This is a genomic window from Metabacillus lacus (genome assembly GCF_009674805.1).
GTDB classification, from domain to species: Bacteria; Bacillota; Bacilli; order Bacillales; family Bacillaceae; genus Metabacillus_C; species Metabacillus_C lacus.
In genome coordinates this window covers 176,487-202,595 of the sequence record NZ_WKKI01000003.1, presented here as the reverse complement: position 1 = coordinate 202,595, position 26,109 = coordinate 176,487, and the positions used below count along the sequence as shown (strand labels likewise).

Here is a 26,109-nt window from a genome sequence, read left to right as displayed (position 1 = left end):
TATCATTATCAACAATATAAATCGTAATGGGTTGGTTGTCAATATATTTTGAAAGTTGAGACAGTGGGACGCAGGGACGGGTCCCTCGTCCCAGTTCTGCATACACGTAGGCCTAGGCTATTTAATGACTGAGTGAGGACAGCATGCCGGCAACAAGGAAAAGGCGGGGGGAGTAGAATGTACGATATAGTATTTATTTATCTCAGATTGGCCGTACGGGGATTTGCAAAAGCAGAAAAAGCAAAACAGAGGGACATTGTCCCTCCGTCAAACCTATTCCACCTTAACCACAATTCGATCAACAGCATGATATCCGTATCCTTTTCTGTTCCAGTAGGGTTGGTTCGGCTGAGTATGCCCATTGGAGTCTGTTGCCTTGGAAAGAATCGCATATTCGCCTTTTTCTGATGCATACCAGTCAAAAGTCCAAAAACGCCAGCTGTAACCATGATCCCCGGCAGGGCTTAGTTCTGCTGGCAGCCAGGTTTTCCCGCCGTCCAGGCTGATTTCCACCTTCTCAACCTGACCGATTCCAGTCCAAGCAATCCCTTTCACGGTATGCTTGCCAGTTTTTAGAATCTCTCTGTCTGCAGGCGCTTGGATTGTGGAGTTCACATGCATGAAAGTTACAGGGAAGGCATCTTCATCGTTCTCCTTATGAGGATAATAAACGTAATCTTTTGTCTGAAAAGGTCCTGTAAAAGCGGTAGAAATCACTTTGATTTGCCTGACCCATTTTACCGAAGCCATTGCATACCACTGAGGCACAATAAGTCTCAGCGGATATCCGTGTTTATAGGGTATAGGTTTTTGGTTATACTCGTAAGCCAGAATACTATCAGGGTGGAGAGCCTTTTCAATGGGCAAGCTTCTTGTGTAGCTGAATACACCATCGATATCTGTCCTTTTTCCCGCGTCATATCCTTCGATAACTACTTCTTTTGCCCCCTGTTTTACTCCTGCAAGCTGAAGCAGCGTTCGCAGCGGCACGCCTTTCCAGAAGCCTTGGCTGATTGCGCCCTTTTCCCACTGCTCTCCAAAAACCTTGGGACGGAGGAAGCTGCGCTTATTTCCTGCACATTCCAGCACAACCTCTATGGTTTTAGAAGGCAATTGTAGAATATCCTGCATGGAGAGAAGCAGAGGTGTTTCTACCAGACCGGAAATAGGAATCCAGTAACTAGAATAGGAAAGATGAGGATAGGAAAAGTGGTTTCTCTTATAAAACAATGAGGAATCCACGGCGCTGGTTCTTAAAAATGAAATGGGAGATTCCTGATTCTCAGGCACTAAGCTGCGAGTTGTTAAGTAAGGTTTTACAATAGAGATAGGTGTTACCTCCTCTTGGGATGGTGATATCACATATATATGTAAAAAACATTCCGATTAGGCGGCGGTTTAGATTTAAGTTTCCAGTATTAAGTTGTTTTCTGATCTGAGTCACTGGGACAGTGTACCTGTCCCTGCGTCCCAAGAAAACCAACTGCAAACCAAAAAAGCAAACATTTACAGGGTGATTCTTTAAATGTTTGCTTCTAAAGCTGTCTATTACAACGCTCGATTCCGCTCCTGCATTCTCCTCACTTGATCTGAATGATACGGAGAATCTTCCACCTCTGAGACAACACTGAACGAGTTGCCATCCAAATCATAAAAATCAAAGAACTTCATTCCGTTAAAGTCTTCAATTTCGGTAGTTTTGACATCGTTGTCTCTGAAATGCTGCTGAGTGCTTTCAATATCATCCACCATAAAATTGTAGTAAGAGTTTATCTCATTTTTATTTATGTGAAAGTGCGCAGGCTGCAGAGATTCCACTTGTATGAGAGCCAGTTGAGTTGAACCTAATGGAAGATAGAATCCGGTTCCTTCTCCCCAGCTGTCAATCTTCTTAACACCTAAAATCCTTTCATACCACTGTTCAGATTTTTCAAGGTTAGTGACAGGAATAAAAATACTGCCTATTTTGAGCATACCAATAAGCTCCTTTCAATCTTAGTTTGTCGAAGTGGAAGTACAAACTCAATTCTTCATTTCTCCGTCCCTCTGCTTTTCCCTAAATCTTTTCACTTTGCTGATCGTTCCGCAGGCTCTTCCAGAAGCACTGTTTTTTGTCATGCTGCACCATTTTTTTGTACTGCTTTTGGAAGTATCGTAGAATGCCCACTTACAATCAGGACATATCTTAAATCTGTGAAAATTCCCTTCCTCGACCTTCCTGAGTACCTGTATGAGCATGTGATCAATCAAACTGTTTCTTGTTGTATGAAATTCAACCATATATCTTCCGCTATCACTCCTCACTGAGGAACCAATAACTCTGTTAGTTATCCAGTAATTGATTTCATCTACAGAACTGGTTTCTACCATTTGTCTGAGACTGTTCCTGAAGAGGATTACCTGTTTTACGTCATCTGTGGTCTCCTGTTGAAAAAAACCCGTCAAAGTATCTTGGTTTTTTAAGTTCTCAATTGGGACTCTGGTGTCATTCGGTATTTCCCAGGTGTTCAGGAACCTGAGGATAAAGCTTTCTGCTGTAGATGTATTCATGAGTAGCCACCTATCTTTTTTACATTGTACTTTTCCTGATTATACCATAAAATGATATGTAACCAACAAAAAATATTGATGGTTACAAAAGGGGTGTTTTCAATGAATCTTTCTACAAAGGTAACGTTAGCATCAGGCTTTTTTTTGAACTTTGCCGGATTTGCTGTATTTTCTTTTCTAGCAGTTTATTTATCCTACACTTTGAATTTATCAAGCTGGCAAACTGGCACAATTTTAACTCTGTTGACATTGTCATCCCGAATCCTTCCTCTATTCACTGGAGGGTTGGGTGATAAGTATGGATACAAAAAAATGATGGGGATTGGCCTCTTATTAAGAGGGACCGGGTTTGCTGCCCTGGCGTTTTCAGATTCTTTTGGTCTTGTTTCACTATCTGTCATATGTATAGGGGCAGGGGCAGCATGTTATGAGCCTTCTGCATTAGCATTCATTTCCCAGGAACCAGATCCTCAGACTAGAAAAAAATCTTTTGTTTATTTGAATTTTGCCCTTAATGGCGGGGCAGTCATCGGACCGCTTCTCGGCGGACTACTGCTGATGAAAAATCCCCTGCTTCCTTTTTTACTTAGTGCATCTGTCTTTTTCGCTTTATATCTCATTCAAATGCTGACTTTGCCTGTTAAAAGAAATGCTGTACAAGCAGAACTCAACTCTTTCTTAAGGGGAATTCCATTTATCATGAGAGATAAAAAGTTCCTCTTATTCTGCATTTCAATGATTTTCTTTTGGTTCATGTTTGCACAGTTAACTGTCGCATTGCCTCTTCATATGTTTGCGATCTCTCAGAAAGAAGGGTTTGTCAGCATGGTGTTGATTGTTAATGCACTTACTGGTCTCCTCTTTATGATTATCTTTAAACATGTTTATATGAATGTCAGCAGTATTCGTTTGCTGTCTGCAGGGACCTTCATCATGGCTTTATCCTTGCTGTTCGTCAGCTTTTTTCCTTATCCTTTATGGATATTAATATGCATCATGGGATTTACAATCGGAGAAACCCTTGTGCTTCCATCTTCAGATATTGCAATTGCAGATTTTGCTGAAGAACGGTACTCCGGAACTTATTATGGCTTTTCAGACCTCTCTTTTGCTGTAGGCGCTACAGTGGGCAATTACACAGGAACGCTATTATTAGACATTTTTAAACAATATTCATTTGTTCCATGGATTGTCTTCTCGGCTGTTGGACTTCTCGGTTTTTTTCTTATTAGGACCATGTTTCTTCTGCCTGAGAAGGTGAGCGCGGAAATTGAAAGCAGAGATGGCAAGAAAGTGCAGGCTTGAATTAAGCCAGGTGGGACACTGTACCCGTCCCTGCGTCCCACGTCCCTGCGTCCCAGTTGTACTTTATTTCTCCAACAGAACATACACTTCCTATAGAATAAAATGGTTTTTATAGGAGGCCGACATGGATTCAAGAGATCAACAGAGCAAGAAGGAGCAGATCAGACAGTTACAGCAGAAGTTTTTGGAGGGGTTGCAGGCAGATCCTTATCCCCTGTATCCGAATTACGGCAGTATTACCCGTTATGAAGAGGTTCCGTTAAATGTTCCTGAGCAGAGGCAGCTGCGTCAGCCCGGGATTGAAGGATTGATGGTGCCGCTTCCCCTGGTTGAAAATCCGAATTATCAGGGCAGCGGAAAGCTCACTGGAAAAACGGCCCTGATTACAGGCGGTGACAGCGGCATTGGCGCGGCAGCAGCAATTGCTTTTGCAAAAGAAGGAGCAGACGTTGCAATTGCCTATCTGGATGAGCAAGAAGATGCCAACAGGACAAAAAGAAGGGTGGAAGAGCTGGGACAGCGGTGCTTGCTGATGCCGGGGGATCTCCGGGAGAAGCGCCAGTGCGTTGCCATTGTTGACCAGACAATCAGCACATTCGGAAGGCTCGATATCCTTTGCAATCATGTCGGCATTCAATTTCAGCAGCTGAGCCTGCTTGATATTACAGATGAACAGTTTGATGAAACGTTCAAAGTAAATATTTATTCTCACTTTTATACCACAAGAGCAGCACTTCCACATTTAAAGGAAGGCAGTTCCATTATCAACACTGCATCTGTTGTAGCATATGTGGGAGAGGAACAGCTCATAGATTATACGGCCACAAAGGCGGCAAATGTGGGTTTTACCAGAGCTCTTGCCAACAGCGTTGTAAAAAAAGGAATCAGGGTAAATGCGGTTGCTCCCGGACGCACCTGGACACCGTTGATTCCTGCCAGTTTTTCCTCTGATCAGGTTGCTGTATTCGGGTCGTATAACCCTATGGAGCGCGCAGCCCAGCCGTTTGAGCTTGCTCCGACATATGTGTACTTGGCATCTGATGATTCCCGATTTGTGACAGGCCAGGTGCTTCATGTAAACGGCGGAGAGACAACACATTCCTAAAATGGGGAGGCAATTATGTTGAGATATGAGTTTTACCCAGAAGCAAAGCTGCTGCTGATTAACCAATCAAATGAAAAAGTCCAAATGCTTTATATTGATCGTACGTGGCCTATGCCAAGAATAGGACCCAGGCCGCCATATTACTGCTATCCGGAGTATCAGCTGAATTACCCTGTTATTTAAAGATAAGGGACTTCTGTACATGTTTGTATAGAAGTCTTATTTTCATTTCTCAGCACTGCGTTCCCCAAGTTGTATTGTCAGGCTGCTATTGTATTAAAACAAGGTCATGATAAAAAAGCCGCTCCGGATTAGCATTTGTTGAAAAACACTAGAAGTTCTCAGACCTCACCCTTGAGAGCCTCAGCAAACCTGCTGAAAAGCAGCCAGAGAAATAAATTTAAAAAAAAAATAAATTTATCTTGAATTAGAGATATTAAAGATGTTAAGATGATACATGTAGAATAAATCAGCTTAGATAAATCAATATAGTTAATTATCTCAGATTCGAGATTTCGGAAAAGTAGCAGCTTGGCCATGCATTCCCTCTAAGGTGCTGAGGGCAAGCAGTGTACGAAAACAGGAATTTTAAAAAAGCAGGTGTAGTAAATGGGTTTTTTCAGTAAGTTATTCGGAAAAAAAGAGGAGATGAAAGAGATGGCAAACGTAAAAGTAGCAGTAGTTTTTTATACAATGGGTGGAACAAACTACCAAATGGCTCAATGGGCAGAAAGTGCAGCAAAAGAAGCAGGTGCTGAGGTTAGATTAGTAAAAGTACAGGAGCTTGCTCCGGAGTCAGTTATTCAGGCAAACGAAGTATGGAATACAACAGTTAAAACAATTGAAAATGTTCCTGTAGCGACTTCAGAGGATTTAGAATGGGCAGACGCAATCATTTTCAGCGTTCCAACACGCTTTGGAAATATCCCTTCACAAATGAAGCAGTTCCTTGATATGCAGGGCGGACTTTGGGCAACTGGGAAAACAGTAAACAAAGTAGTCAGCGCTATGACTTCTGCACAAAATCCTCATGGCGGTCAAGAAGCAACATTACTTGCTCTTTACACTTCCATGATGCACTGGGGTGCTATTATTGCAACTCCCGGCTATACCGATCCGGTACTGTTTGGTGCAGGAGGAAATCCTTATGGAACCAGCGTAACAGTAGGACAGGACGGAAAAATGATTGAAGATGTTGAGGCAGCAGTAAAACATCAGGCTAAGCGTACTGTTACGGTTGCAGAATGGGTGAAAAAAGGAAGCCAGGCTTAAAAATACAGCAGAGGAGAACCAGATTGCATCCTGGTTCTCTTTTCTTTGAGCTTTTTGGTTGGACGGATTGTTACTTTAAAAGGAAATCTCTATGATAGTGTTATAAATAAACATAATAAGAAAGTAAAACCCGACACCGGCGTCATAATAAGTCTTTCTTTTTTGCTCCGAGATACTAGGTTTGCAGCTGTATTAAGGCTAAGAAAAATTGTAATAATCCATACTAAAACATTTGTCGGCAAATAATCTATTCTATCTAAGACAGAAGAATGTTGGAGAAAGATGAAGGCCATAAATAACAAAACCAGACTATTAACGGCACTAAAAGCTCGTAATTTATTGGGTAAAATCTTATAGTATCCCCCCATTGCATATTCACCTAACGGAAAGCCGAAAGAGAGCAGCAGTTGAAATATTGAGATAGAAACAAAAATGATTGCAACAGTTATTGATGCTATGTAAGTATAATCCAACCCAGAAACCTCCCTTTACAAAATGTCTTTTCTTATCCTGCCATATGAGTAGATACTTACTCCACTAAGCTGCTTGTTAACTTTAATACATTCTTATTCTTATGCTTAGATTAAAATAAAATCCTGAAAATACCTGGTGCAGCATTATTTTATAGCTGTTGCTACCTCCCGTATGATACTTACACCGTCTTTATGATTACACTTCTCCAGCTTTTAACCGTTCCCGTGCAGAATGCATGCCATGACTAATGGGAATGTGCTGTAAAGCTTTGCTAAGCCCGTACTGGGGCATGTTCACATAGATAGACTCGTAGCTTCCAGCTTTTAATTGAAACGTTTCATGATAAATGCCCACTGCCGAATTTTTTCCTGCTTTGCTGTTAAAATGCTTCCAAGCAGCGAGGTGTTTTTCATTTTTTGCATATGAAAGCAAATCTTCAGTTGATCTCCAGTACTGTATCATAGTTGTAGTTGGAAGGCCGAAATAGCTTTCCATGGACAAAAAGCCAAGCTCTTCTTTGTGTGCGTATAGCTCTTTAATCATCTCCGGCATTGCTTTAAGAACAGGAATCCATTTATGAGGTGCGCTCCATTTATTAATTCTCATCCCAATGATCAAAACTGCTGCATCCTTATTATTTTCTACGGTATACCTTCCGGAAAAAATGTCAGACATCGTTTCGCTCCTCCTCGCACTTTTTAATCGTTTCCCTGCACCATTCTATTGCAGCATGCGTGACCCGCTTCCCGTAATCCAGCGTAAACAGCCAGTATGCAGCATCATCTTGCTGCTTTTTGTGTTTGTAGACAAGAATGGACTCTTCAATGCCTTGATATGTTAAATAGCGTGCTTCAAGTTTTTCCAAATAGCTTTGAAGGATTGAGATGGTCCTTTCATGAGATTGATATTGCCCGAAAAACAGTTTGAGCAGTATTTCATTTTTTTCGTTTGGAAGCTGTTCAATCGGTGAATCCAGCCACTGCTTCAGCACGTCAAAACCCTTAGGCGTTAAATGATATTCTTTTTTGTCAGGCCTGCCTTCGTTTTCAACGTTGTTTACTTCTGCAAGCCCTTCGTCAACAATGAGCTTCAGGGCTGGATAAATCTGTCCGTAGCTGATTTTCCAAAAATGATTCAAACTTCTGTCAATCAGCTGTTTAATTTCGTAGCCTGTTTTACAATCAGTTGTCAGGATTCCGAGGATAGCATATGTCGTATCGTTGTATGTTTTCATTTGTTCCACCTATCAATATGATATATATCATTTAGATATATGATACTCTCTTATATAAATATTTACAAGAGGAATATCATGCAAAATAAAAAAAGGCACCGAATATATCGGCACCTTACTTTAAAAACTCTTTAGCTTTTCAAAAAGTCTTCCTGCTCATACTCAGGGTTAGGATACGTGTAAAAACCTTCTCCTGTTTCCCTGCCAAGCTTTCCTTTGTCAATGTATTCAGTTTTTAGCAAGGAAGCCAGTTTACTGTGCTGCTCGTCTCCTGTAGCTTCAGCTCTTGCGCTGGCAATGTTGTAAGCCGTCGTGATACCAATGATATCAAGCGTGGCAAAAGGGCCTTTTGGAGAACCTGTAGCAATCATCCATGTTTTGTCGATCGTTTTAGGATCTGAGATCTCATTTACAAGAAGCATCTGTCCTGCGCTAAGGAATGGAACCAGTAAAGAGTTCAGAATGTAGCCAGGCTGTTCTTTATGAAGTGGAAGAGCAACCATGCCGATTGCTTTTGCAAACTCCATAAGATCGTTGAACACATTCATATCCGTGCCTGGGTGCTTCATGACTTCAGCCGTATTGTTTGTCCAGATTTGGTTTGCAAAGTGCAAAGCCAAGAACTTTTCCGGGCGGCCTGTTGCTTCTGCAAACTGACTTGGCAGAAGCGTGGAAGAATTTGTTGCGAAAATAGTTTTTTCAGGGGCTGCTTTACCAAGCTTTTCATAAAATTCTGTTTTAATCTTAACGATTTCTGGTACAGCTTCTATGACTAAGTCCGCGTCTGCAACCGCTTCCGATAAATCGGTGAAAAAAGAAACGCGGTCAAAAGCAGCAGATAACTCTTCGTCAGTCGCTCCCAAATCTCTTTGGTAGTAGGATTTTAAGTTTTGAATTCTGTCTTTAGCGCGGCTCACTGCCTCTTCATTAATATCGTATACCGATACCTGAAATCCTTTGTAAGCTGTTTGAAAGGCAATTTGGCTTCCTAAAACGCCGCTTCCTGCTACAGTTATGTTTTTATAATTCATGCTGATCATCCTCCTACATTTTTTTGAAATAACTTCTCCTTTATTATACCCATTCTAAGGAACCAGTACAAATATCCTGATTTATTTAAAAAATTGCGGTTTTTCCTATAGTCCAACAGTATTATTCCAAAGAAAAAATGATATTCATATATTAGTTGTTTACCACATAATAAGAAAATCCGCTGCCGGCGGCTCCATTTATATCTGTAATATTTCCTTCTTGATCTTTTATGGAAGCCTTGCCGTCTCTAACCAGCCGGTAAAGATTTTCATCTGTTTTTAAAAGAGCATGCTTCAAGGTAGCACCATGGAATAGTTCAATTGACCTATCATTGATTTTGATTTTCATGACTTTCCTCCTAGTAAACTATGGTAAATTCGAATTTATTCTGCCATAAAACCTAGTAAATTAATATACATTTACTCTCAATTAATAAAGACTTAATAATGATATTATATAGTTTGTGTTGTGCAAAAAAAACTATACTTCAAGGAGGACGAAAATGAAATTCCACTCAAATTGCAAAAAGCTGCTTTCTATTATGATGGTTGCTTTTGTACTTCTTTATTCACTGCTTGGTTCAATTGTGCCTGCAGCCCATGCTGCAGAAGGTGAGACAATTGAGCTTAAGGTACTTCACACAAATGACATTCACGCGAAAGTAAACGACTTTGGAAAAATTGCAGCTTATATTGAAAATCAGAGATCACAGTCCCAATATTCCATGTACCTGGATGCCGGTGATATTTTCAGCGGAAATCCAGTCGTAGACTTGCAGTTCGGAAAACCAATCGTGAGTCTATTAAATGACATGGGTCTTCAAGCTATGGCAATCGGAAACCATGACTTTGACTATGGACAAGAGGAAACAGTGGCTAGAATGGCAGAGTCAAACTTTGCCTGGCTGAGTGCCAACACAGAAGTGACGGGAAATACACATGTTCCTTTCCCGCAGCCGGAGCCTTATAAAATTTTTGATGTAAATGGTTTATCAGTCGGGGTATTCTCACTGACTGAAACTCCTCCATCCACTGCACCTGCCAACATTAAGGGTATTAACTTCCACAACCCAATTGAGACTGCCAAAAAATACGCGCACCTCAAAGATGAAACAGATATTCTAATCGCTTTGACTCACCAGGGATACACAGAAGACAGAAAGCTTGCCGAGCAGGTTGACTTCTTCGATGTGATTATCGGCGGACATTCACACACAACTTTAAATGCTCCGGCAATTGTCAATGGAACGCCTATCGTTCAAACAGGAGGAAATGCTGAAAATGTTGGAAACCTGACGATTCAGTATCAGCCTGAAACAGGAAAGGTTGTTTCCGTTCAGGGCTTCCTTCAAAAAGTAAGCGCACTTACTGCAGTAAATGCAAGCATACAAGCAAAAGTAGATGCTTATAATGCTGAGATGGAAGAGCTTCTTGGCGAAGTAATCGGAAGTACGGAAACAGGATTAAACAGAAGCGGAAATCTGGATACACAGCTGGGTAATTTTTGGACTGACTCCATCCGTCATTACACAAATGCAGATGTGGCGCTTACAAACAGCGGGGGCATTCGTGCCAACATTCCTGCAGGCTCAATTAAGGTGAATGATATTTTTGTAATTGAGCCATTTGCAAATGAAATTATGAAAATTGAAATGACTGGAGCGGCTTTGAAAAATGTGATTGAGTATTCCTATACTCGCGGCGGCCGTAACAGAATTGATCTGCAAACTTCAGGCTTACATTATAAGATTCTGACAAACAATACAGGCCGTTACATAGGAAGCGAGCTTACTGTGAATGGTGAGCCTGTAAAAGCTGATCAAACATATATTGTTGCTGTAGGCGACTATATTGGAACTGGCGGTTCCGGCTATGAGTTTGCAGGAACTGTACTCGAAGCAACTTCAGGTTTTATGACTTCTGCAATGATTGACTATGCAAAGCACTTAACTTCAGAGGGCAAAGCAATAAATTATGCTGCTAATCAGCGTATTGCTATTGAAGTATCCAATTCAGCTCCTATTGACGGACAAGAAATTGGAACAACAACAAAAGGTCTTTCTGCCAATAATAATGCAAAAGCTGATTCCTCTTTAGGAAATCTGTACACTGATGCTATCCGTGCGGCAGCGAAAACTGATATTGCAGTGCTGAACAATTCTTCTGTAACAGGAAACATTCCTGCAGGAAAAATTACAGACAAGCAAATTGAATTTATGGATCAGTTCTCAAATGATTTAACTGTTACGACAACAACTGTTGAGCGTTTGAAAGAAGTAATTAAGGAACAATCAACTTACCACAATGGTGTTGATCTTCAAGTTTCAGGTTTCCATTATGAGGTTGTAAAAGAAAATGGTAAATTTACTGATGTGATTCTTACTACAACAGAAGGACAGCCTTTGGATTCTTCAAAGAAATTAACTGTTGCTTATAATAGCTATATGCATGGAGCAGCATTCTACAATCTTGGTGATGAGCTGATCGGCAGCAATCACGGAAAAGTCTGGCAGGCTGTTGTTGAGTTTGTTAGGAACCACCAAGGACCTGTAGATTACACTGAAGGTTCAAGAATTAAGGTAACAGGCGATACAGCTGCTCCAACTCCGCCTCCTGCTAATGCTGATTATATGACTGTTGCTGAGGCGATCGCTAAAAACAGCGGTTCAGGAAAAGTTAGAGGGTACATCGTTGGAACAATGACAAACAATGCACCTTCTTATGAAGGGAATTATGTTGCAACAAACCTTGTGATTGCTGACAGCCTTGACGAGCGTGATCGCACAAAGGTTCTTCCAGTGATGCTTCCAAGCGGAGCTGTCCGTTCAGCATTAAATTTGGTTGATAACCCTGCAAATATTGGAAAGCTTGTAGAGGTATCCGGCAACCTTGCTGCATATTTCTCACAGCCAGGTTTGCGCGATACAAAGTCATATGAATTTATTGAAATCATAGAAGAACCTGTCGCAACACCTGTAACCATCGCTGAAGCGCGTAACACAGCTGCTGGTGAAGAAGTGATCATTGAAGGAACAGTAACAACTGGGACAGGCATCTGGGGCCAAAAAGGGTTTTACATTCAAGATGAAACAGGCGGACTGTATATTTTCCAAAACAGTGCCGATGTGAAACCTGGTGATGTTGTACGCGTAAGCGGAAAAACCGGGGAATTTGCTAAAGAAAAGCAAGTATCTAATGTAACAGCACTTCAAGTTCTTTCAGAGGGCAGCGTGCCTGCAGCATTAAAGCTGACTCCTGGACAAATTTCTGCTTCAAATGAAAGCCAGCTTGTGCGCATTGAAGCTGTAACAATCAAAGATTTGAAGAAGATAAATAACTTTGGAACATTTGAATTTACTGCTGAAAAGAATGGTGAAGCAGTAACAGTCAGAGTGGATAATCGTTCTGGTTTAGTATTTGATAACTTCTCATTCAAAAACGGAGACAAAGTAAACGTAACTGGTATCTCAAGCAGATATAATGATACTATTCAGCTGAAAACACGTTCTGCTAATGATATTGCTGCTTTTGAAGAATTACCTGTAACAGACCCAGGCACAGAGCCACCTGTAACAGACCCAGGCACAGAGCCACCTGTAACAGATCCAGGCACAGAGCCTCCTGTGACAAATCCAGGTACAGAACCACCTGTAACTAATCCAGGCACAGAGCCGCCTGTAACAGATCCAGGCACAGAGCCTCCTGTGACAAATCCAGGTACAGAACCACCTGTGACAAATCCAGAGGTTCCGGTTGTTGGAGATATTGAAGTAAGCAGAGAGCCTCAAGGCCGTTTAATTATTAAGAAAGATATTCAAATTGTTAAAATTGATAGGGATGGAACCATTACACCATTTAAAAATGCTGTAAAAGGAGAAGCTCTTCGTGTGTATGGATCTAATGGTCAATACTACAATGTAGGCGGAGATTATTATATTAAGCATGAAAATCATGCTGTTGCCATGTACACTGGGCGCATCCTAATCAGAGAAAACCGTAACTTGTATACGCCAGATGGAAAGATTCACCGTGTGCTGACAAAGGGAGAAGCAATCAGGGTTTATGAAACTGAAGATGGGCGCTACCAAGTAGGCGGCGGTTATTATGTTCATTTTCATAGAAATGCTTTGTATTTTGAAGGATTGGTAAACATCCAGGCTGACACTTCTCTTCTGTTGGATGGCAAGTCCATGAGAAGCCTGAAAAAAGGTGAACAGTACCGTGTTTATGGTGTCGAAGGAAATAAACTGCTTGTCGGCGGAGGATATTATATAAATATTGACCGCAATAAGTTATCTTATGTTAAGAACTAGTAATTGAAAGACGCTGCAGCTGAGCCTGCAGCTTTTTTTTATTTAAAAGCAATAATAAACCCTTATGTCTTGTTAGATGGAGGTTAGAAGGGCTATATGAACCTCGTAGAAGGATTGTGACTCATGCTGTAGTAAGTTTAAGGAGCTTCTTTCATAGAATACTTGCGAATTGGTGGGTTTCTCTTTTGAAATTTGACTAAAAGTCTACTCGTGAAGTGATGTACTTCTATCTTCCCCGGCTGAGCTTCTCCTAAAGCTGTAGTCATACCTCTTTGTCTCTGTCTCTTCTCATAAAATCTCCAAACTTTTAGGCTTTCTTTTTCCAAGTGGTTTTGGAGCACTTTCTACACATTCATTAGAGATCTGGTTTTTGCGGCTTGCCAATAAATGGAACTCTTCTCCCTCATTTTCGACAATCTTTTATAGGGTTTTACAAGGATAGTGAATATAGTTAGCTATTTTTCGACTCTGCTTTGCTGAATTAAGTCATCTAATTAGTTATGAAGCTCATGCTATATCCCAGCTGGCATTTCTTTTGGTTCCTGTTCTGCTTTCATTATTAAAATGCTGATAGGTACTGTTGCTAAAGTAACCCGTTATAGGTCTTTTGCAGACTTGTATGCAGTTTATGATTGTATAATTCCAGCTTCGTTATCCAGATCTTCCACTTTCCATATCTTTGATTCCCTCCTCTTAAAAAGAACACTGTTTACTATGAGGGCAGTGCTTAGTGTATTTACATCTCATTACCTGATTAGAATACAAACACAATTTTAATAGTTAGCTTCACTCAGTAAATAGTTTTTCTTAGCAACTCTCCTTATATTCAGCGCTTAACACTTCCAATAAATAGGAGCAGTCACCTTTCTGAGAGGTGGGAAAAGAGGTGTGCACGAATGGAAGAATAAGAGAAAAACCACTTGTAAACAAAAATGTGTACTTGTATGCAAAATGTAAACATGAAGTATACAAAACTGTTTGCAAGTATACAAATGCGTATACAAGCATGAATATCAACGTGTGTACAAAATTGTATACAAGAACACAAATTTGTATACATGTATACACAAATGTAATCTTAGAAGTATACAAGTTTACATTTGTGTATCTTTTTCAGTAAATCATTGAAGTATTTCGATTGTCAGTTTAACCTATAGAAAGAAGAAAATATTACATACTTCTAAACTTTTAACCAGAAAAGGAATGATTATAGAATGGCTAAATCGCGATTGGCAGCTATTGATGTTGGAAACGACTCTATTAAAGCAATTTTAGGAGAAGCAGATTACGAGCTGAATATCCCAAATATCGTTGCTAGAGATACAGAAGACCGCCCTGTAATTGGAATAGAAGAGCTGGATGAAAAAAATCCGCTGGACGGCATACATGTGAAAGTTCATTCACCGGCTTTAAAGGAAAACAATGCTATTTACCGAGTTGGCATTCTTGCGACAAAAAGTGACAATGCCACTGAACTTGATCCGGGCAGCAGCAAGTCCGAGGAAGATCAAACACTTGTTATGCTTTTAACCACACTTGCTTTGGATGCTGTCAGAGATGAAAACAAGGAACAGTTTTCGAGAAACAAAAACGTGATTGATGCTTCCTACATACTGGGTACTGGACTTCCTTTGAGAGAAGTGAAGGAAGGCAAAGATGCGGGATACCGATCTAGATTGCTTGGATCAGTTCATCAAGTGGAATTTTTGGTAACACCTAAATATCAAGGCTTAAAAGTTAATATTAAGTTTGAAGAGGTAAAAGTGTATCCGGAAGGTTTCGCAGCTTATATCAACCTTGTCATGGACAATGACTTGAAAATCATTAATAAAGATTTGATTGATAAAAGAATACTCATTCAAGATATTGGCGGCCTGTCTACGGACATTGCAGTGATTAAAAACCGCAATGTGGATGATGATAAAGCGCAAGGTTTTAACCTGGGTGTGTCAGAATCCCTGGAGGCAATCCGCGAAGAAATCAGAACAAAGCACGGTGTAGAATTGGACAGCCGCCGTGATGTAGTAGAAATTATCACAAAAAAGAATGACCGCAATCATATTATGGTGAGGGGCAGCCGTACGAGTGTCCATGATATTACAGACCGTATCCTTCTGGATTTAGCGAAAAAGCAATATCGTTTGCTGCGCAACACCTGGCAGAAAAATTCACAAACAGAGATCTGCTACTTTGTCGGGGGCGGTTCAACAGTGTTAAAGGAATATATTAAAACGCTGAATAACAATCTGGACGGCTATAATATTGATTTTTTCGAGGATGAAAAAGAAAGTATTTGGATGATGGCTAATGCTTATCACAAGCTAGTAAAGGATTATGTTAGAAAAACACAAAAGCAAAATACAAAAGAACCTGTTAAGAAATAGGTCAGATGATGAAGAAAAACAATTATGGGGAGATGAAGAGAGGGCAGACCATTTCTTTTCGCATCCCTTCTGATACTCCTGATCACTTACTGAAGTATTTGCAGAATCTCAAGGAAACAGAAAGAAGAAATTTTTCCAGTAAGATTGCAGAGTTTGTAATGGCTGGGGCGGCAAGTTCCAAGGGAAGCAGCAGAGAAACAATTACCGTCCCTCTCCCCCATCAGCTGACTAAATCACAAAGAAACTGGCTGAAGCATGAACACTCTGAGGCGCTGATCGGCAATATCATCTATCAGCTTTTAACAGATCCTGTTCGTTCAACCTCTATTCTCGCTACGCTGAACAGCAAATCGACTGACATTGACGAGGCGCTGTATTTGCAGGAAACAGAAAACGACAAGGATGTTACACAGCTGCAGAGCTTTTCGGAAGAGAGTGAAATGAATTCAGGTTCCAATGAAGCAGCGAGTGCATTAGAAGAAGATTTTGATGCTGACTTGGATGACTTTGACTGGGAGTTAGCAAAGCAGAGTGAACCCCAAGCAGAACCTGAAGAAGATACCGAAGAAGATCTGGATGACCTGTTAGGCGACTTTCTCTCCAGAATGAATAAGTGATTCCCCTCCCCTCTTAATAAAGAGGGGTTTTTTTGCTGTATATTTCCCTCATAATATTAAAATTCATCAACAACCAGTGAGTAGATCATTATTTTAAAATAGTAATTTTTCAGTTTGAAAGATCTGCAGATAACGTCAATTCAAAATATTCTCAAGTGAAAAAAAGGAAAGTGATAGGGCATATTAACTGGTTCAATAAACTCACATTTTGTCGAGAAGTAAGAAAAGGAAGTTGCTCTATGATTTTAGACCTAATAGGGATTAAGTAATATAAGTGTAATGAACGTTATAAAGAGCTGCAGAATGCAGAATTCATATGAGTTTCCATGCTTTCGTAAAAAGAAGTTTTGTCATATTGCATGAATTTACTGTAAATGGTCAGTTTTGCCTGTTTAAGTTCATTTAGTAAAGGTATATACATATTAGTTCCGCAAAATAACATGGCCAAAGCAATGTCACAATCTGAAAGGAGGCCATCACATGAGTGTTCAGAAAAGTACTGACAGTTCAAGTCTTGCAGAGGTAATTGACAGAATACTTGATAAGGGGATCGTCATTGATGCTTTCGTGAGAGTATCCCTTGTAGGTATTGAAATTCTTACTGTTGAAGCGAGGGTAGTGATTGCCAGTGTTGATACGTGGCTGCGTTACGCAGAGGCAGTTGGTTTGCTTAGAGATGAAGTATTGGAAGAAGGATTGCCTGAAGGAAGAGGTCAGGCACAGCTAAGCTATTGATTTGGGAAGAAACTATAACTCTGGAGAAAGTGGGATTCGTTGATGAGTAAAGAAGAAGTAAAGAAGACCCAAAGTGAAAATGAAGAACCGAACAGTCAGGAGGAAAGTGCTGAAAAGAAGGATGGAGATAAAAATTACTCTGTGAATATGGCTATCCTTGGCGGAGTAGTCGGCGCGGGAATCGGTTTGCTGGCTAATCCAAAGGCGAGTAAAAAGATCATGGAGAATTTGAGTGAGTCAGAATTTGTGAAAACGGCCGGAGACGAATTCCGCAAGACAGCACAGGAGCTGATTGCAGGACAGGCACAAAACAGTGTTAAACAACTTGCATCAGGATATTTATCCAAGATTGAAGAAGGCCTGTTGTCTCCGAAAAAAGACAAGGGCAAAAAGCAGGAAGACAATGGCGATTACGAAGAGATTAAAGAAGAAAATAAACAGCTGAATGACAGGCTTGAAAAAATTGAGCAGATGCTTAGCAATCTGGTTGATTCAAAGTAACTGCAACCCTTACTAAGGGGGCTTCAAAATGGAAGACAACTTAAAAAAGGCAGCTGGTAAGCTGGCAAAAAGTGCTTATCAGCATGCACCTGAACCACTAAAGGATAAAGTGAAAGATTATGTCGCTGATAAAGCGAAAGAAAAATTAACTGAAGGTGTACAGGAAAAGGCTCATGAATTTACGGAAAAGGTAGAACATGGGCGGGATGAATTCCAAGATAAACTTCACGATAACGCAGAAAAAGCGAAGGAAAAAACGCAGAATGTCCTTTTAAAGGTCGGAGACAAGCTCGGAAATGTAAGAGAGGCTGGCGAAGCTTTTCAAAAGAAAATTTCATCGAGCAGGAAAAATGATGATGATCGGACAGTCAAGGGTGTCAACGATCTGAAAAGCGTAAGCAGCATCAAGTCTTCAAGAGATGTTAAAAGTGCAGCGAAAATCAAAGGTGCAGGGGATATTAAATCCTCTAATCATATTAAAACAATGGGTTCGTAAGATAATTGAAAGGAGAATGCGAAATGGCAGTGCAAAAAAGTACAGACAGTTCAAGCTTGGCAGAAGTTATTGACAGGATACTAGACAAAGGGATCGTCATTGATGCATTTGTCAGAGTCTCAGTGGTAGGAATAGAAATTCTGACGGTAGAAGCCAGAGTTGTTATAGCGAGTGTTGACACATGGCTGCGTTACGCAGAAGCCGTCGGGCTGCTGCGAGATGAGTATGAAAACGATGAAGGCGGCAGGCTCCCGGGCCAGACTAACGAAAGAAATGCGCAGTTCAGCATTTAGGTTGATATAAAAGTACAGCCAGGGTGTTAACAGCCCTGGCCTGTATGGTTTTGCAGGAGGGCATAATGGAGATTAAAAAAATAATCGGTAATGTGACGGAGTTTTTCAATGAATTTGTTGCACCAGTCCACAAAATTACCTCTGTTGAACAAAGTGACAATAATGGCTGGAAGCTGACAGTCGAGGTAATTGAAGAAAAAGAATATATGAAAAGATATGCTAAGGATGAAATGCTCGGTGTGTATGAAGTTTATCTGAATGAAGAGAAAGAAGTCGTATCCTATAAACGATGGGACATTCGTTATCGAAGCTCTATCAAACAGGAAGTGTAGGACAGGCGGGCAGGAGGAACTAGTGTGACAGTTTTAAAGACCAAAATGAAAAGAAACTTTATTACAAAGGATGCCGGCACTGAAGCCCTGCTCTCCCGCTCCCTGCAGTATTTGAAAGCAGGGTATCCGGTGCATTTTACAGGGCCCTCAGGAGTTGGGAAAACTTCTCTTGCTTTGGCTTTGGCTAAGAAACGAAACAGGCCTGTTATGCTTATTCATGGTAATCACGAGCTGAACAATCAGGACCTTATAGGTGATTTTACCGGCTATACAAGTAAGAAGATGGTGGATAATTACATCCGCTCCGTATACAAACGGGAAGAAAACGTGACGGAAACATGGAAGGACGGGCGGCTGCTGGAAGCAGTGAAAAACGGCTATACGCTGGTTTATGATGAATTTACCCGTTCAAAGCCTTCAACCAACAACATCTTTTTATCCATTTTGGAAGAAGGGGTTCTTCCACTGTACGGCACAAAGCTGACAGATCCATTTGTCCGTGTCCATCCTGAGTTTTCGGTTATTTTTACGAGCAATCCTGAGGAATATGCAGGAGTTTACCAGACACAGGATGCACTTCTGGACAGATTGATCACCATGTTTGTAGAGCGCAAGGACAGCAGCAGCGAGGCGGCGATCATTGCAGACAAGGAAGACATCAGCAGCGTTCAGGCAAGGCTTGTGACAGACATTGTCAGCCGGTTAAGAGAGAAATGCAAGGGAGATCAAGGACCGAGTCTCAGGGCATCCTTAATGATTGCAAGAATTGCCTCAGAAGAGGATATTGCAATCGACGGAAACCAGGAAGCATTTCAAAAGCTGTGCATTGATATTTTAGGGCATCAGGTCAGCCGCTGCCTGGAAACGGAAGAACCATTGAAAGAAGCGGTATCACTTATTCAGGAAGCCTGCAAATCTGCAGGTGCGCCCCAAGCAGTAAAGGAGAATTAACATGAGTCAAGAAGAAACAATAGGCGTTTATATATTTTGTGGAATTCAGACAGACGGCCAGGAGGAATTCGGTCAGCTGGAAATAGAAGGAGAAGTAAGAAAGCTATATACAATCGGCTATAAGGACGCTGCAATGGTTGCTGCGGACGTGCCGATGAAAATTTATCATCCTAACAAAGATAACCTCTTAATGCACCAGAATGCTGTGTCCCAAGTGATGAAGAAGAATAAGACTGTTATTCCGGTCAGCTTTGGAAATGTCTTCGGATCAAAAGAGGATGTAGCAGTGCTTCTTGAAAATCTTTATCCCCAATTTCAAAAGCTGTTTCCTGAAATTGAAGGAAAGATTGAGCTGGGACTAAAAGTAATTGGAAAAAAGGAATGGCTGGAATCTCAGGTGAGCGGAAATGCCAACATTGAAAAAATGGCTAAATCAGTTCAGGGCAAATCTGAGGCAGCAAGCTACTATGAAAGAATTCAATTAGGCGGTGCTGCTCAAAAAATCATCACTTCACTGCAAAGAGATATGGAAAAGGAAATTCTTGCTCCACTCGAGGAAATTGCCGTGACAGCAAAAAAGAATGATCCTATCGGAGAGAAAATGCTTCTGAACGCTTCCTTTCTGGTTGAAGAGGACAAAGAAGCTGATTTTGATCAAAGGGTCAATGACATTCATGATAAATGGAAGGATAAAGTTGAATTCAGCTACAGTGGTCCATGGCCGGCTTACAACTTTATCAATATCAGGCTGAAAGTAGAAGATGCCTGATGATTCATAAATTAGTTTCAGCCCCCATCAACCTGATCATGAAAATTGGAGAAAAGGTCAAGGAAGAAGCTGATAAAGAGCTATTCGACCTGCCGACCATTCAGCAAAAGCTGATTCAGCTGCAAATGATGTTTGAGCTTGGGGAAATTCCTGAAGAAGCTTACAAGGCGAAGGAAGAAGAGCTTCTAATCAGGTATGAAACGGCTAAAAGGCTGGAAATGCAGCAATGGGAAGAGATGACTAAGAAGAAATGAGGAAAGTGAAGAATGAACGGTCTTGTTTATCTTTATGGATTAGTACCCTCAAAGGAAGCTGAAGAGCATGCGCTTCCGCAAGGGTTAAAAGGTTTTGATGAAAATTCGAACATCCTTGGCCATCAAATCGGCGAACTGACAGCAATTGTTTGTGAACTGAATCCTGAGGAATACAGCGAGGATATCATCAAGGACAAAACCAGCAATGATATGGAATGGCTTCAGGAAAAGGCCTTTCACCACCATGAAACAGTCTTGAATTTAGCTAAGCATTATACAGTCATACCACTGAAGTTTTGCACCATCTATAAAAATGTTGAAAGTCTGGAAACAACTGTGGCTGCAAATCAGGTTAAAATGATCGACACGCTGGATTTCATCACTGGAAATGAAGAATGGAATGTAAAAATCTATTCTGATGACAAGCTTCTAAAGGAACAAGTAAGCCTTCATAATCCAACGATTGAGGCGAAAAGAGAAGAAATAGGCCAGCTCCCAAAGGGCAAGCAGTTCTTTGAAAAAAAGAAGCTGGATAAGCTTGTGGAAAATGAGCTTGAAAATGAGAAAAATGCTGTTTGTGAAAAAGTTCATGACCAACTGAAGGAATTTACGATAAAAGGAAATGTGAAAAGAACCTGGAGCAATGATGTTACAGGAAAGAAAGAACAAATGACCTGGAATGGCGTGTACCTCATTTCCAAACCGGAAGTGGAAACTTTCCTGAAACGAGTTCAGCAATATGAAAAAGATATGAAGGAAGCTGGATGGCAATTTGAGGTTTCAGGACCGTGGCCCGCTTATCATTTCTCCAGCTTTTCATAAGTGGAGGAGAGAATATGTCATTAAGGGAATCGGTAGAAAATAAGGACATTGCGTTAATTGATATATTGGACGTCATCCTGGACAAGGGTGTTGCGATTAAAGCGGATTTAGTGATTTCAATTGCCGGGGTGGATTTGGTTTATCTCGACCTGAGAGTTCTGATCGCTTCTGTGGAATCACTCGTTCAAGCGCAGCAGGGGGGCCGCAAAACGGTGTCCTCTGAACAATTTGATTCACAAAGGGAGGAATTAATCAGTGCAACCGGCCAACCAAACAAATGGCAAGATTAACCTTGATCCGGAAAATGCAGAACATGGGCTGGCACAGCTCGTCCTGACAGTGATTGAATTATTGCGGCAAATTGTTGAAAGGCATGCAATCAGGCGGGTAGAGGGAGGAACTCTGACAGATGAACAAATCGAAGATCTCGGAGAAGCCCTGATGAATTTAGAAGAAAAAATGGAAGAGCTGAAGGAGATTTTTGGCTTGGATGCGGAAGATCTGAACATTGATCTTGGACCGCTGGGCAGCTTGCTATAACAAAAAGAGGTAATTGCAAGGAGGAAAATAAAATGGCAATTGAACATGCTAATCAATCCAGTTCTATTGTAGATGTTCTCGAAAAAATCCTGGATAAAGGGGTCGTAATTGCAGGGGATATTACAGTAGGAATTGCTGATGTTGAGCTGTTAACCATCAAAATCCGGCTGATTGTCGCATCGGTAGATAAGGCAAAAGAAATCGGAATGGATTGGTGGGAACACGATCCTTATCTAACATCAAAGGCAGCCGGAAACAATACGAAAGCACTTGAAGAAGAAAACAGGAAGCTTACAGAGAGACTTGAGGCTCTGGAAAAAAATATGTCCGGCAGCCGACTGGAGTCTACTGAGTTAAACTATTAATCTATTTGGAGGTTTTAGCATGGCAAAAAACAAGGAAACGAAGAAAAATGAAGAAACAGAAACAAACGACAACACATTGCAAAGAACATTGACGGGTGCCTTAATCGGGGCGGCTGTTGGTTATGCAGCAACACCTGAAAACGGTAAAAGGCTTGCTGAAGCTGTAAGTCCCGGCAAAATGAAAGATGCTGGCTCAAGTCTATGCGAAACAGTAAAGGAAAAAACAAAGTCAGCAGCATCAAGCTTAAAAGACTCAGCAAGCAAGCTATTTCATAAAAAGGACGAAGATCCTGAAGTGGAAGGCTTCTCAACTGATAGTGATAATGGACAGGAAGAGAACGATGAGAACGAAACCAGCCTTTCATCAAATACTGATTCTAGCAATGAAGATACTGGTAATTCTGATGATAGCAAAGATACAGCTGATAAACGCCTTGAGCGATTGGAAAAAATGGTAGAACAACTCGCGCAAGCTAATTAATCGCGGCAGTTCCTGCAATAAATAAAATAGATTACTAGAATAATGGAGGTAATGACAATGGCAGAGACTAAAGTAAATGAAAACAAAAAAGAAGAAAAAAAGAAGAATTCAGAAGAGGAATTTAAGTTTGATTCAAGTCAGCTTAAAAGATCTTTAGCAGGCGGAGTCATTGGAGCAACTGTGGGCTACCTATCTTCCCCGGGAAATACAAAGAAACTGTTGGAAAGCTTTGATATCAATAAGATCGGCAAATCTGTCGGTGATGGTTCAAAAAAGGCAGCTGGATCTATTAAGGATTCTGCCGTGAAACTGTTTAAGAAGGACAGTGACGGTAAGGAGAACAATGACGAAGAGACAAAGAGTGAAGAAAAAGCATCTTCTGAAAACTCTAATAGTGAAGATGAAGGCGGGAATGAAGACAGCAACGGAAACAGAGATTACAACGAAAGAATAGACCGTCTGGAAGAAATGATTACAAAGCTGGTACAGCAGAAAAATGGTCAAGCTCAAAACACTGAGGATGAAGACGGTCAAGCTGAGGGCGATGAAAATCAGGAAGAGAAGGAAGAGACTTCTAGCAGCAGTAATGAAGAAGAAGAAACTTCAAACAGCAATGAGGAAGAAAAAATTTCGAACAGCACTGGGGAAGAAGAAGAAGAAAGTGAATCTGGTTCCTATTTAGGAAATCCGGTGAATAACGAGCAGGAAGATCAAGAAGATCAGGAAAATCAAGAAGATCAGCAAGATGAAGAAGATAATCAGGGTGACGCGCAAGAACAAACAGAGAGCGCTTCAGGTGAGGAAAAACCGGAGCAGGATGAATCAAAAGAAGATCAGGAAGAGTCAGAGCCTAGTGCCCAAGATCAGCAAGAAGAGGAATCTGATTCCGAGGATTCAGAAGAACAATCGGAGCCTCTTTCTGAGAACAGCGAAGAAGAATCTGATCATGATGAAAGTAAGTCAGGAAATCAAGAATATGAAGCTCTTAAAGATGAGAACAAGAACCTTCAAGATCGACTTGGCAAAATAGAAGAAATGCTTTCTGCCATGCTTCAGGGAAAGTCTGAAAAGAGTGAAAGCAGCTCAGAAGAATCTGAAGATCAGCAAAAAAAAAACACTATAGCTGATTCCAAAGAAGAGAATTCAGCAAAAGATGAAGGGGATAGTGGTGATTCTGATGGAGAAAAAGCAGCTTCAGAAGATGATCAGGAAACAGGAGAACAAAATCAAACTGAAGATCGCGAAGAAGAGAATGAAGAGCAAACTGAAGGGCAAGAAGAAGGAAGTGCTGAAGAAAGTGACTCAGTAGAAGAAGAGACACAGGAGCCAGCAGCAGAAGAAACTGACTCTGAAAGCACTGAAGAATCAGAGGAAGACTCAGAGGAGCCAGCGGCAGAAGAAACTGACTCTGAAAGCACTGAGAACTCAGAGGAAGACGAGGCAGAGGAGCCAGCGGCAGAAGAAACTGACTCTGAAGACACTGAAGACTCAGAGGAAGACGAGGCAGAGGAGCCAGCGGCAGAAGAAACTGATTCCGAAGACACGGAAGACTCAGAGGAAGACGAGACGCAGGAGCCAGCAGCAGAAGATGCTGACTCTGAAAGCACTGAGAACTCAGAGGAAGACGAGGCAGAGGAATCAGCGGCAGAAGAAACTGATTCCGAAGACACGGAAGACTCAGAGGAAGACGAGGCGCAGGAGCCAGCGGCAGAAGATGCTGACTCTGAAAGCACTGAGAACTCAGAGGAAGACGAGGCAGAGGAACCAGCAGCAGAAGAAACTGATTCCGAAGACACGGAAGACTCAGAGGAAGATGAGGCGCAGGAGCCGGCAGCAAAGGATTCAACAAATGAAAAGCAGAAAGCTTCTGAGGAGAACAAAGAGGGTAAGGAACAGCGTAAAGACGGAAAGAAACCCGCTTCTTCCAGAGCTGCAAAAACAAAAAAGCAAGGCCAGGGAAGAAGGTCAGCTAAATCCAAAACATCAGACAAAGAACAAAAGGAGAAAAACTACTCTTTTAGTTCGGCGGACGATGAGACCTACCTTCTCTTAAACGGACTAAGAAAGGAGTAGTCACATGAAGGACAGCATTTTAGAGGTTTTCGTACAAGCAGCAAATAAACACAACTTTGCTTTAGATATCACATTAAACGTGAAGGGTGCTATCGTCACAGGTACTTTGACTTCAGCAAAAGAATACTTTCACTTGCTCAGCGACACATTTGAAGGAGATAACGAAATTGCCCAGAAATTGAGCGAGCAGCTCGAACAAGCAGGAGAATCCTTCCAATCTGGCGGAGCAAAAGAGGCTAACTTTATTCATATGAAGGACACAAAAGTATATATCGGAGACAGCAAGTCTACTCCTTCTAAAGGGAAAATCCTTTGGAGAGGAAAGCTGGAAGAAGTTGATGGATTTTTCTTAGGAAAAATCTTTGACAGCAGTGATAAAGAAAATTAAACACATTGAAAAGCAGTCCTGCAGGGGGCTGCTTTTCTGCTGTCTTCGGCAATATAATGTATGCAGCGGAGCCGACTGCAATAGAAATCATACTGCTTCATCAGCAGGAAGGATATAATGTATAAATGTCCGTTTCTCATCAACATCAAAATTAGGGAAGGAGTGGCACCTGACATGGATGTACTGCTTACAGCGATCATTGCCTTTGTCTCAACAAATATTGATGATATCTTTGTGTTGATGGCTTTATTTTCACAGCTTGATAAAAAATCACTGTCTCTTAAGCAAATAGTCGCGGGCCAGTATGCAGGTATTGTCTTTCTGACGCTGGTGTCTGCATTAGCTGCCTGGGGTTTGTTTTTTGTGCCAGTTCCCTGGATAGGACTGCTTGGACTAGTTCCTCTTTATATAGGGATAAAAGGCCTGTTGCAGCTGAGAAAACACGCTTCAGAAAGTGAACCCGAAGAAATCGGCGTTTTGGTAGCCGGGGAAGATCCAGCCCTCTTTAAGGGTGCAAGCAGCACTGTGATAGCAAGTTTTCCCGTGATAAAAGTCGCTGCTATCACAATTGGCAACGGGGGAGATAATATAGCGATTTATATCCCGCTGTTTGCCAATTCCGGACTTTCTGGCGGGCTTATCATTACGGCGGTTTTCATGCTTCTTGTTGGTGTTTGGTGCTACCTGGGATTCCAACTTGTGAAAAACCCCATTATTGCCAAGGGAATAAAAGCCGGAGGAAATAAACTAATTCCATTTGTTTTTATTGTGTTAGGATTGTATATCATTATGGAAAGCGAAACCTATTCCCTTTTTCTTTAAAG

Annotated in this window: 31 protein-coding genes; 23 read left to right on the top strand and 8 right to left on the bottom strand. The window is 41.2% G+C overall.

Going from position 1 to position 26,109, the window contains the following annotated elements; translation table 11 throughout:
- Positions 1–273: 273 nt before the first annotated feature.
- From GJU40_RS03620 to GJU40_RS03610, 3 genes are all read right to left on the bottom strand, one after another.
- Complete coding sequence (locus GJU40_RS03620; protein WP_425481192.1) at positions 274–1,329, bottom strand: sulfite oxidase; 1,056 nt, start codon at positions 1,327–1,329, stop codon at positions 274–276.
- Between the two features lie 219 nt (positions 1,330–1,548).
- Positions 1,549–1,974, bottom strand: a complete 426-nt coding sequence (locus GJU40_RS03615; protein ID WP_154306379.1) for a VOC family protein — start codon at positions 1,972–1,974, stop codon at positions 1,549–1,551.
- A gap of 48 nt (positions 1,975–2,022) precedes the next feature.
- Positions 2,023–2,550, bottom strand: a complete 528-nt coding sequence (locus tag GJU40_RS03610; RefSeq protein ID WP_154306378.1) for a CGNR zinc finger domain-containing protein — start codon at positions 2,548–2,550, stop codon at positions 2,023–2,025.
- A gap of 102 nt (positions 2,551–2,652) precedes the next feature.
- Between GJU40_RS03610 and GJU40_RS03605 the strand changes: the two genes are divergently transcribed.
- The 4 genes from GJU40_RS03605 to wrbA all read left to right on the top strand — a co-directional run bounded on the left by GJU40_RS03605 (position 2,653) and on the right by wrbA (position 6,232).
- Positions 2,653–3,855 carry an MFS transporter gene (locus tag GJU40_RS03605; protein WP_170289313.1) on the top strand — a complete coding sequence of 401 codons (1,203 nt, stop codon included), beginning with the start codon at positions 2,653–2,655 and terminating at the stop codon, positions 3,853–3,855.
- Positions 3,856–3,979: 124 nt separating this feature from the next.
- Positions 3,980–4,960: an SDR family oxidoreductase gene (locus GJU40_RS03600; protein WP_154306376.1), complete on the top strand. Its 981-nt coding sequence runs from the start codon at positions 3,980–3,982 to the stop codon at positions 4,958–4,960.
- Between the two features lie 15 nt (positions 4,961–4,975).
- Positions 4,976–5,143, top strand: coding sequence for a hypothetical protein (locus GJU40_RS03595; protein ID WP_154306375.1), 168 nt, complete (start codon positions 4,976–4,978; stop codon positions 5,141–5,143).
- Between the two features lie 474 nt (positions 5,144–5,617).
- The gene (wrbA, locus tag GJU40_RS03590; protein ID WP_154306374.1) at positions 5,618–6,232 is read left to right on the top strand and encodes an NAD(P)H:quinone oxidoreductase type IV; all 615 of its coding nucleotides are present in this window, start codon (positions 5,618–5,620) and stop codon (positions 6,230–6,232) included.
- A gap of 89 nt (positions 6,233–6,321) precedes the next feature.
- Here wrbA and GJU40_RS03585 read toward each other — a convergent pair whose 3' ends face one another.
- The 5 genes from GJU40_RS03585 to GJU40_RS03565 form a co-directional block, all read right to left on the bottom strand.
- Entirely contained in the window at positions 6,322–6,705 is a 384-nt protein-coding gene (locus tag GJU40_RS03585; RefSeq protein WP_154306373.1) for a hypothetical protein, read from the bottom strand.
- A 196-nt stretch (positions 6,706–6,901) separates the two neighbouring features.
- Positions 6,902–7,381 carry a DUF4188 domain-containing protein gene (locus GJU40_RS03580; protein ID WP_154306372.1) on the bottom strand — a complete coding sequence of 160 codons (480 nt, stop codon included), beginning with the start codon at positions 7,379–7,381 and terminating at the stop codon, positions 6,902–6,904.
- On the bottom strand, positions 7,374–7,940 hold the full coding sequence (locus tag GJU40_RS03575) for a PadR family transcriptional regulator (RefSeq protein WP_154306371.1): 567 nt from the start codon (positions 7,938–7,940) through the stop codon (positions 7,374–7,376). Before GJU40_RS03575 ends, GJU40_RS03580 begins: the two co-directional genes overlap by 8 nt.
- Positions 7,941–8,071: 131 nt before the next feature.
- On the bottom strand, positions 8,072–8,971 hold the full coding sequence (locus GJU40_RS03570) for a 3-hydroxyacyl-CoA dehydrogenase (protein WP_154306370.1): 900 nt from the start codon (positions 8,969–8,971) through the stop codon (positions 8,072–8,074).
- 151 nt (positions 8,972–9,122) lie between these two features.
- Positions 9,123–9,320: a hypothetical protein gene (locus tag GJU40_RS03565; RefSeq protein WP_154306369.1), complete on the bottom strand. Its 198-nt coding sequence runs from the start codon at positions 9,318–9,320 to the stop codon at positions 9,123–9,125.
- 154 nt (positions 9,321–9,474) lie between these two features.
- On the opposite strand from GJU40_RS03565, the gene GJU40_RS03560 reads away from it, so the two are divergent.
- From GJU40_RS03560 to GJU40_RS03470, 19 genes are all read left to right on the top strand, one after another.
- The gene (locus GJU40_RS03560; RefSeq protein WP_154306368.1) at positions 9,475–13,284 is read left to right on the top strand and encodes a 5'-nucleotidase C-terminal domain-containing protein; all 3,810 of its coding nucleotides are present in this window, start codon (positions 9,475–9,477) and stop codon (positions 13,282–13,284) included.
- 1,214 nt (positions 13,285–14,498) lie between these two features.
- Entirely contained in the window at positions 14,499–15,668 is a 1,170-nt protein-coding gene (locus tag GJU40_RS03555) for a ParM/StbA family protein (protein ID WP_154306367.1), read from the top strand.
- A gap of 8 nt (positions 15,669–15,676) precedes the next feature.
- Positions 15,677–16,285 (top strand): hypothetical protein, encoded by a 609-nt coding sequence (locus tag GJU40_RS03550; RefSeq protein WP_154306412.1) that lies wholly within the window; start codon positions 15,677–15,679, stop codon positions 16,283–16,285.
- A 480-nt stretch (positions 16,286–16,765) separates the two neighbouring features.
- Positions 16,766–17,020 (top strand): gas vesicle structural protein GvpA, encoded by a 255-nt coding sequence (gene gvpA, locus GJU40_RS03545; protein ID WP_154306366.1) that lies wholly within the window; start codon positions 16,766–16,768, stop codon positions 17,018–17,020.
- A 42-nt stretch (positions 17,021–17,062) separates the two neighbouring features.
- Positions 17,063–17,521, top strand: coding sequence for a GvpT/GvpP family gas vesicle accessory protein (gene gvpT / locus GJU40_RS03540; RefSeq protein ID WP_246188259.1), 459 nt, complete (start codon positions 17,063–17,065; stop codon positions 17,519–17,521).
- A 28-nt stretch (positions 17,522–17,549) separates the two neighbouring features.
- On the top strand, positions 17,550–18,017 hold the full coding sequence (gvpQ, locus tag GJU40_RS03535; RefSeq protein ID WP_154306364.1) for a gas vesicle protein GvpQ: 468 nt from the start codon (positions 17,550–17,552) through the stop codon (positions 18,015–18,017).
- Positions 18,018–18,040: 23 nt separating this feature from the next.
- The gene (gene gvpA, locus GJU40_RS03530; RefSeq protein WP_154306363.1) at positions 18,041–18,310 is read left to right on the top strand and encodes a gas vesicle structural protein GvpA; all 270 of its coding nucleotides are present in this window, start codon (positions 18,041–18,043) and stop codon (positions 18,308–18,310) included.
- A gap of 65 nt (positions 18,311–18,375) precedes the next feature.
- Positions 18,376–18,642 (top strand): gas vesicle protein GvpO, encoded by a 267-nt coding sequence (gvpO, locus tag GJU40_RS03525; RefSeq protein ID WP_154306362.1) that lies wholly within the window; start codon positions 18,376–18,378, stop codon positions 18,640–18,642.
- Between the two features lie 24 nt (positions 18,643–18,666).
- Positions 18,667–19,593, top strand: a complete 927-nt coding sequence (gvpN, locus tag GJU40_RS03520; RefSeq protein WP_343031372.1) for a gas vesicle protein GvpN — start codon at positions 18,667–18,669, stop codon at positions 19,591–19,593.
- 1 nt (position 19,594) lies between these two features.
- Positions 19,595–20,362 carry a GvpL/GvpF family gas vesicle protein gene (locus GJU40_RS03515; protein WP_154306361.1) on the top strand — a complete coding sequence of 256 codons (768 nt, stop codon included), beginning with the start codon at positions 19,595–19,597 and terminating at the stop codon, positions 20,360–20,362.
- On the top strand, positions 20,362–20,616 hold the full coding sequence (locus GJU40_RS03510; protein WP_154306360.1) for a gas vesicle protein GvpG: 255 nt from the start codon (positions 20,362–20,364) through the stop codon (positions 20,614–20,616). The genes GJU40_RS03515 and GJU40_RS03510 overlap by 1 nt, the downstream gene beginning before the upstream one ends.
- Positions 20,617–20,628: 12 nt before the next feature.
- A complete protein-coding gene (locus tag GJU40_RS03505; protein ID WP_154306359.1) occupies positions 20,629–21,438 on the top strand; it encodes a GvpL/GvpF family gas vesicle protein in 810 nt (269 codons plus the stop codon).
- Between the two features lie 14 nt (positions 21,439–21,452).
- Entirely contained in the window at positions 21,453–21,728 is a 276-nt protein-coding gene (locus GJU40_RS03500; RefSeq protein WP_154306358.1) for a gas vesicle protein, read from the top strand.
- Complete coding sequence (locus tag GJU40_RS03495; protein WP_343031371.1) at positions 21,694–21,978, top strand: gas vesicle protein K; 285 nt, start codon at positions 21,694–21,696, stop codon at positions 21,976–21,978. The genes GJU40_RS03500 and GJU40_RS03495 overlap by 35 nt, the downstream gene beginning before the upstream one ends.
- A gap of 32 nt (positions 21,979–22,010) precedes the next feature.
- Complete coding sequence (locus GJU40_RS03490) at positions 22,011–22,343, top strand: gas vesicle protein (protein WP_154306357.1); 333 nt, start codon at positions 22,011–22,013, stop codon at positions 22,341–22,343.
- A gap of 19 nt (positions 22,344–22,362) precedes the next feature.
- Positions 22,363–22,824 carry a YtxH domain-containing protein gene (gene gvpT / locus GJU40_RS03485; RefSeq protein ID WP_154306356.1) on the top strand — a complete coding sequence of 154 codons (462 nt, stop codon included), beginning with the start codon at positions 22,363–22,365 and terminating at the stop codon, positions 22,822–22,824.
- A gap of 57 nt (positions 22,825–22,881) precedes the next feature.
- A complete protein-coding gene (gene gvpT, locus GJU40_RS03480) occupies positions 22,882–24,897 on the top strand; it encodes a GvpT/GvpP family gas vesicle accessory protein (protein WP_154306355.1) in 2,016 nt (671 codons plus the stop codon).
- A 4-nt stretch (positions 24,898–24,901) separates the two neighbouring features.
- On the top strand, positions 24,902–25,285 hold the full coding sequence (gvpU, locus tag GJU40_RS03475; protein WP_154306354.1) for a gas vesicle accessory protein GvpU: 384 nt from the start codon (positions 24,902–24,904) through the stop codon (positions 25,283–25,285).
- A gap of 117 nt (positions 25,286–25,402) precedes the next feature.
- Positions 25,403–26,107, top strand: a complete 705-nt coding sequence (locus GJU40_RS03470) for a cadmium resistance transporter (RefSeq protein ID WP_154306353.1) — start codon at positions 25,403–25,405, stop codon at positions 26,105–26,107.
- The last annotated feature ends 2 nt before the right edge of the window (positions 26,108–26,109 follow it).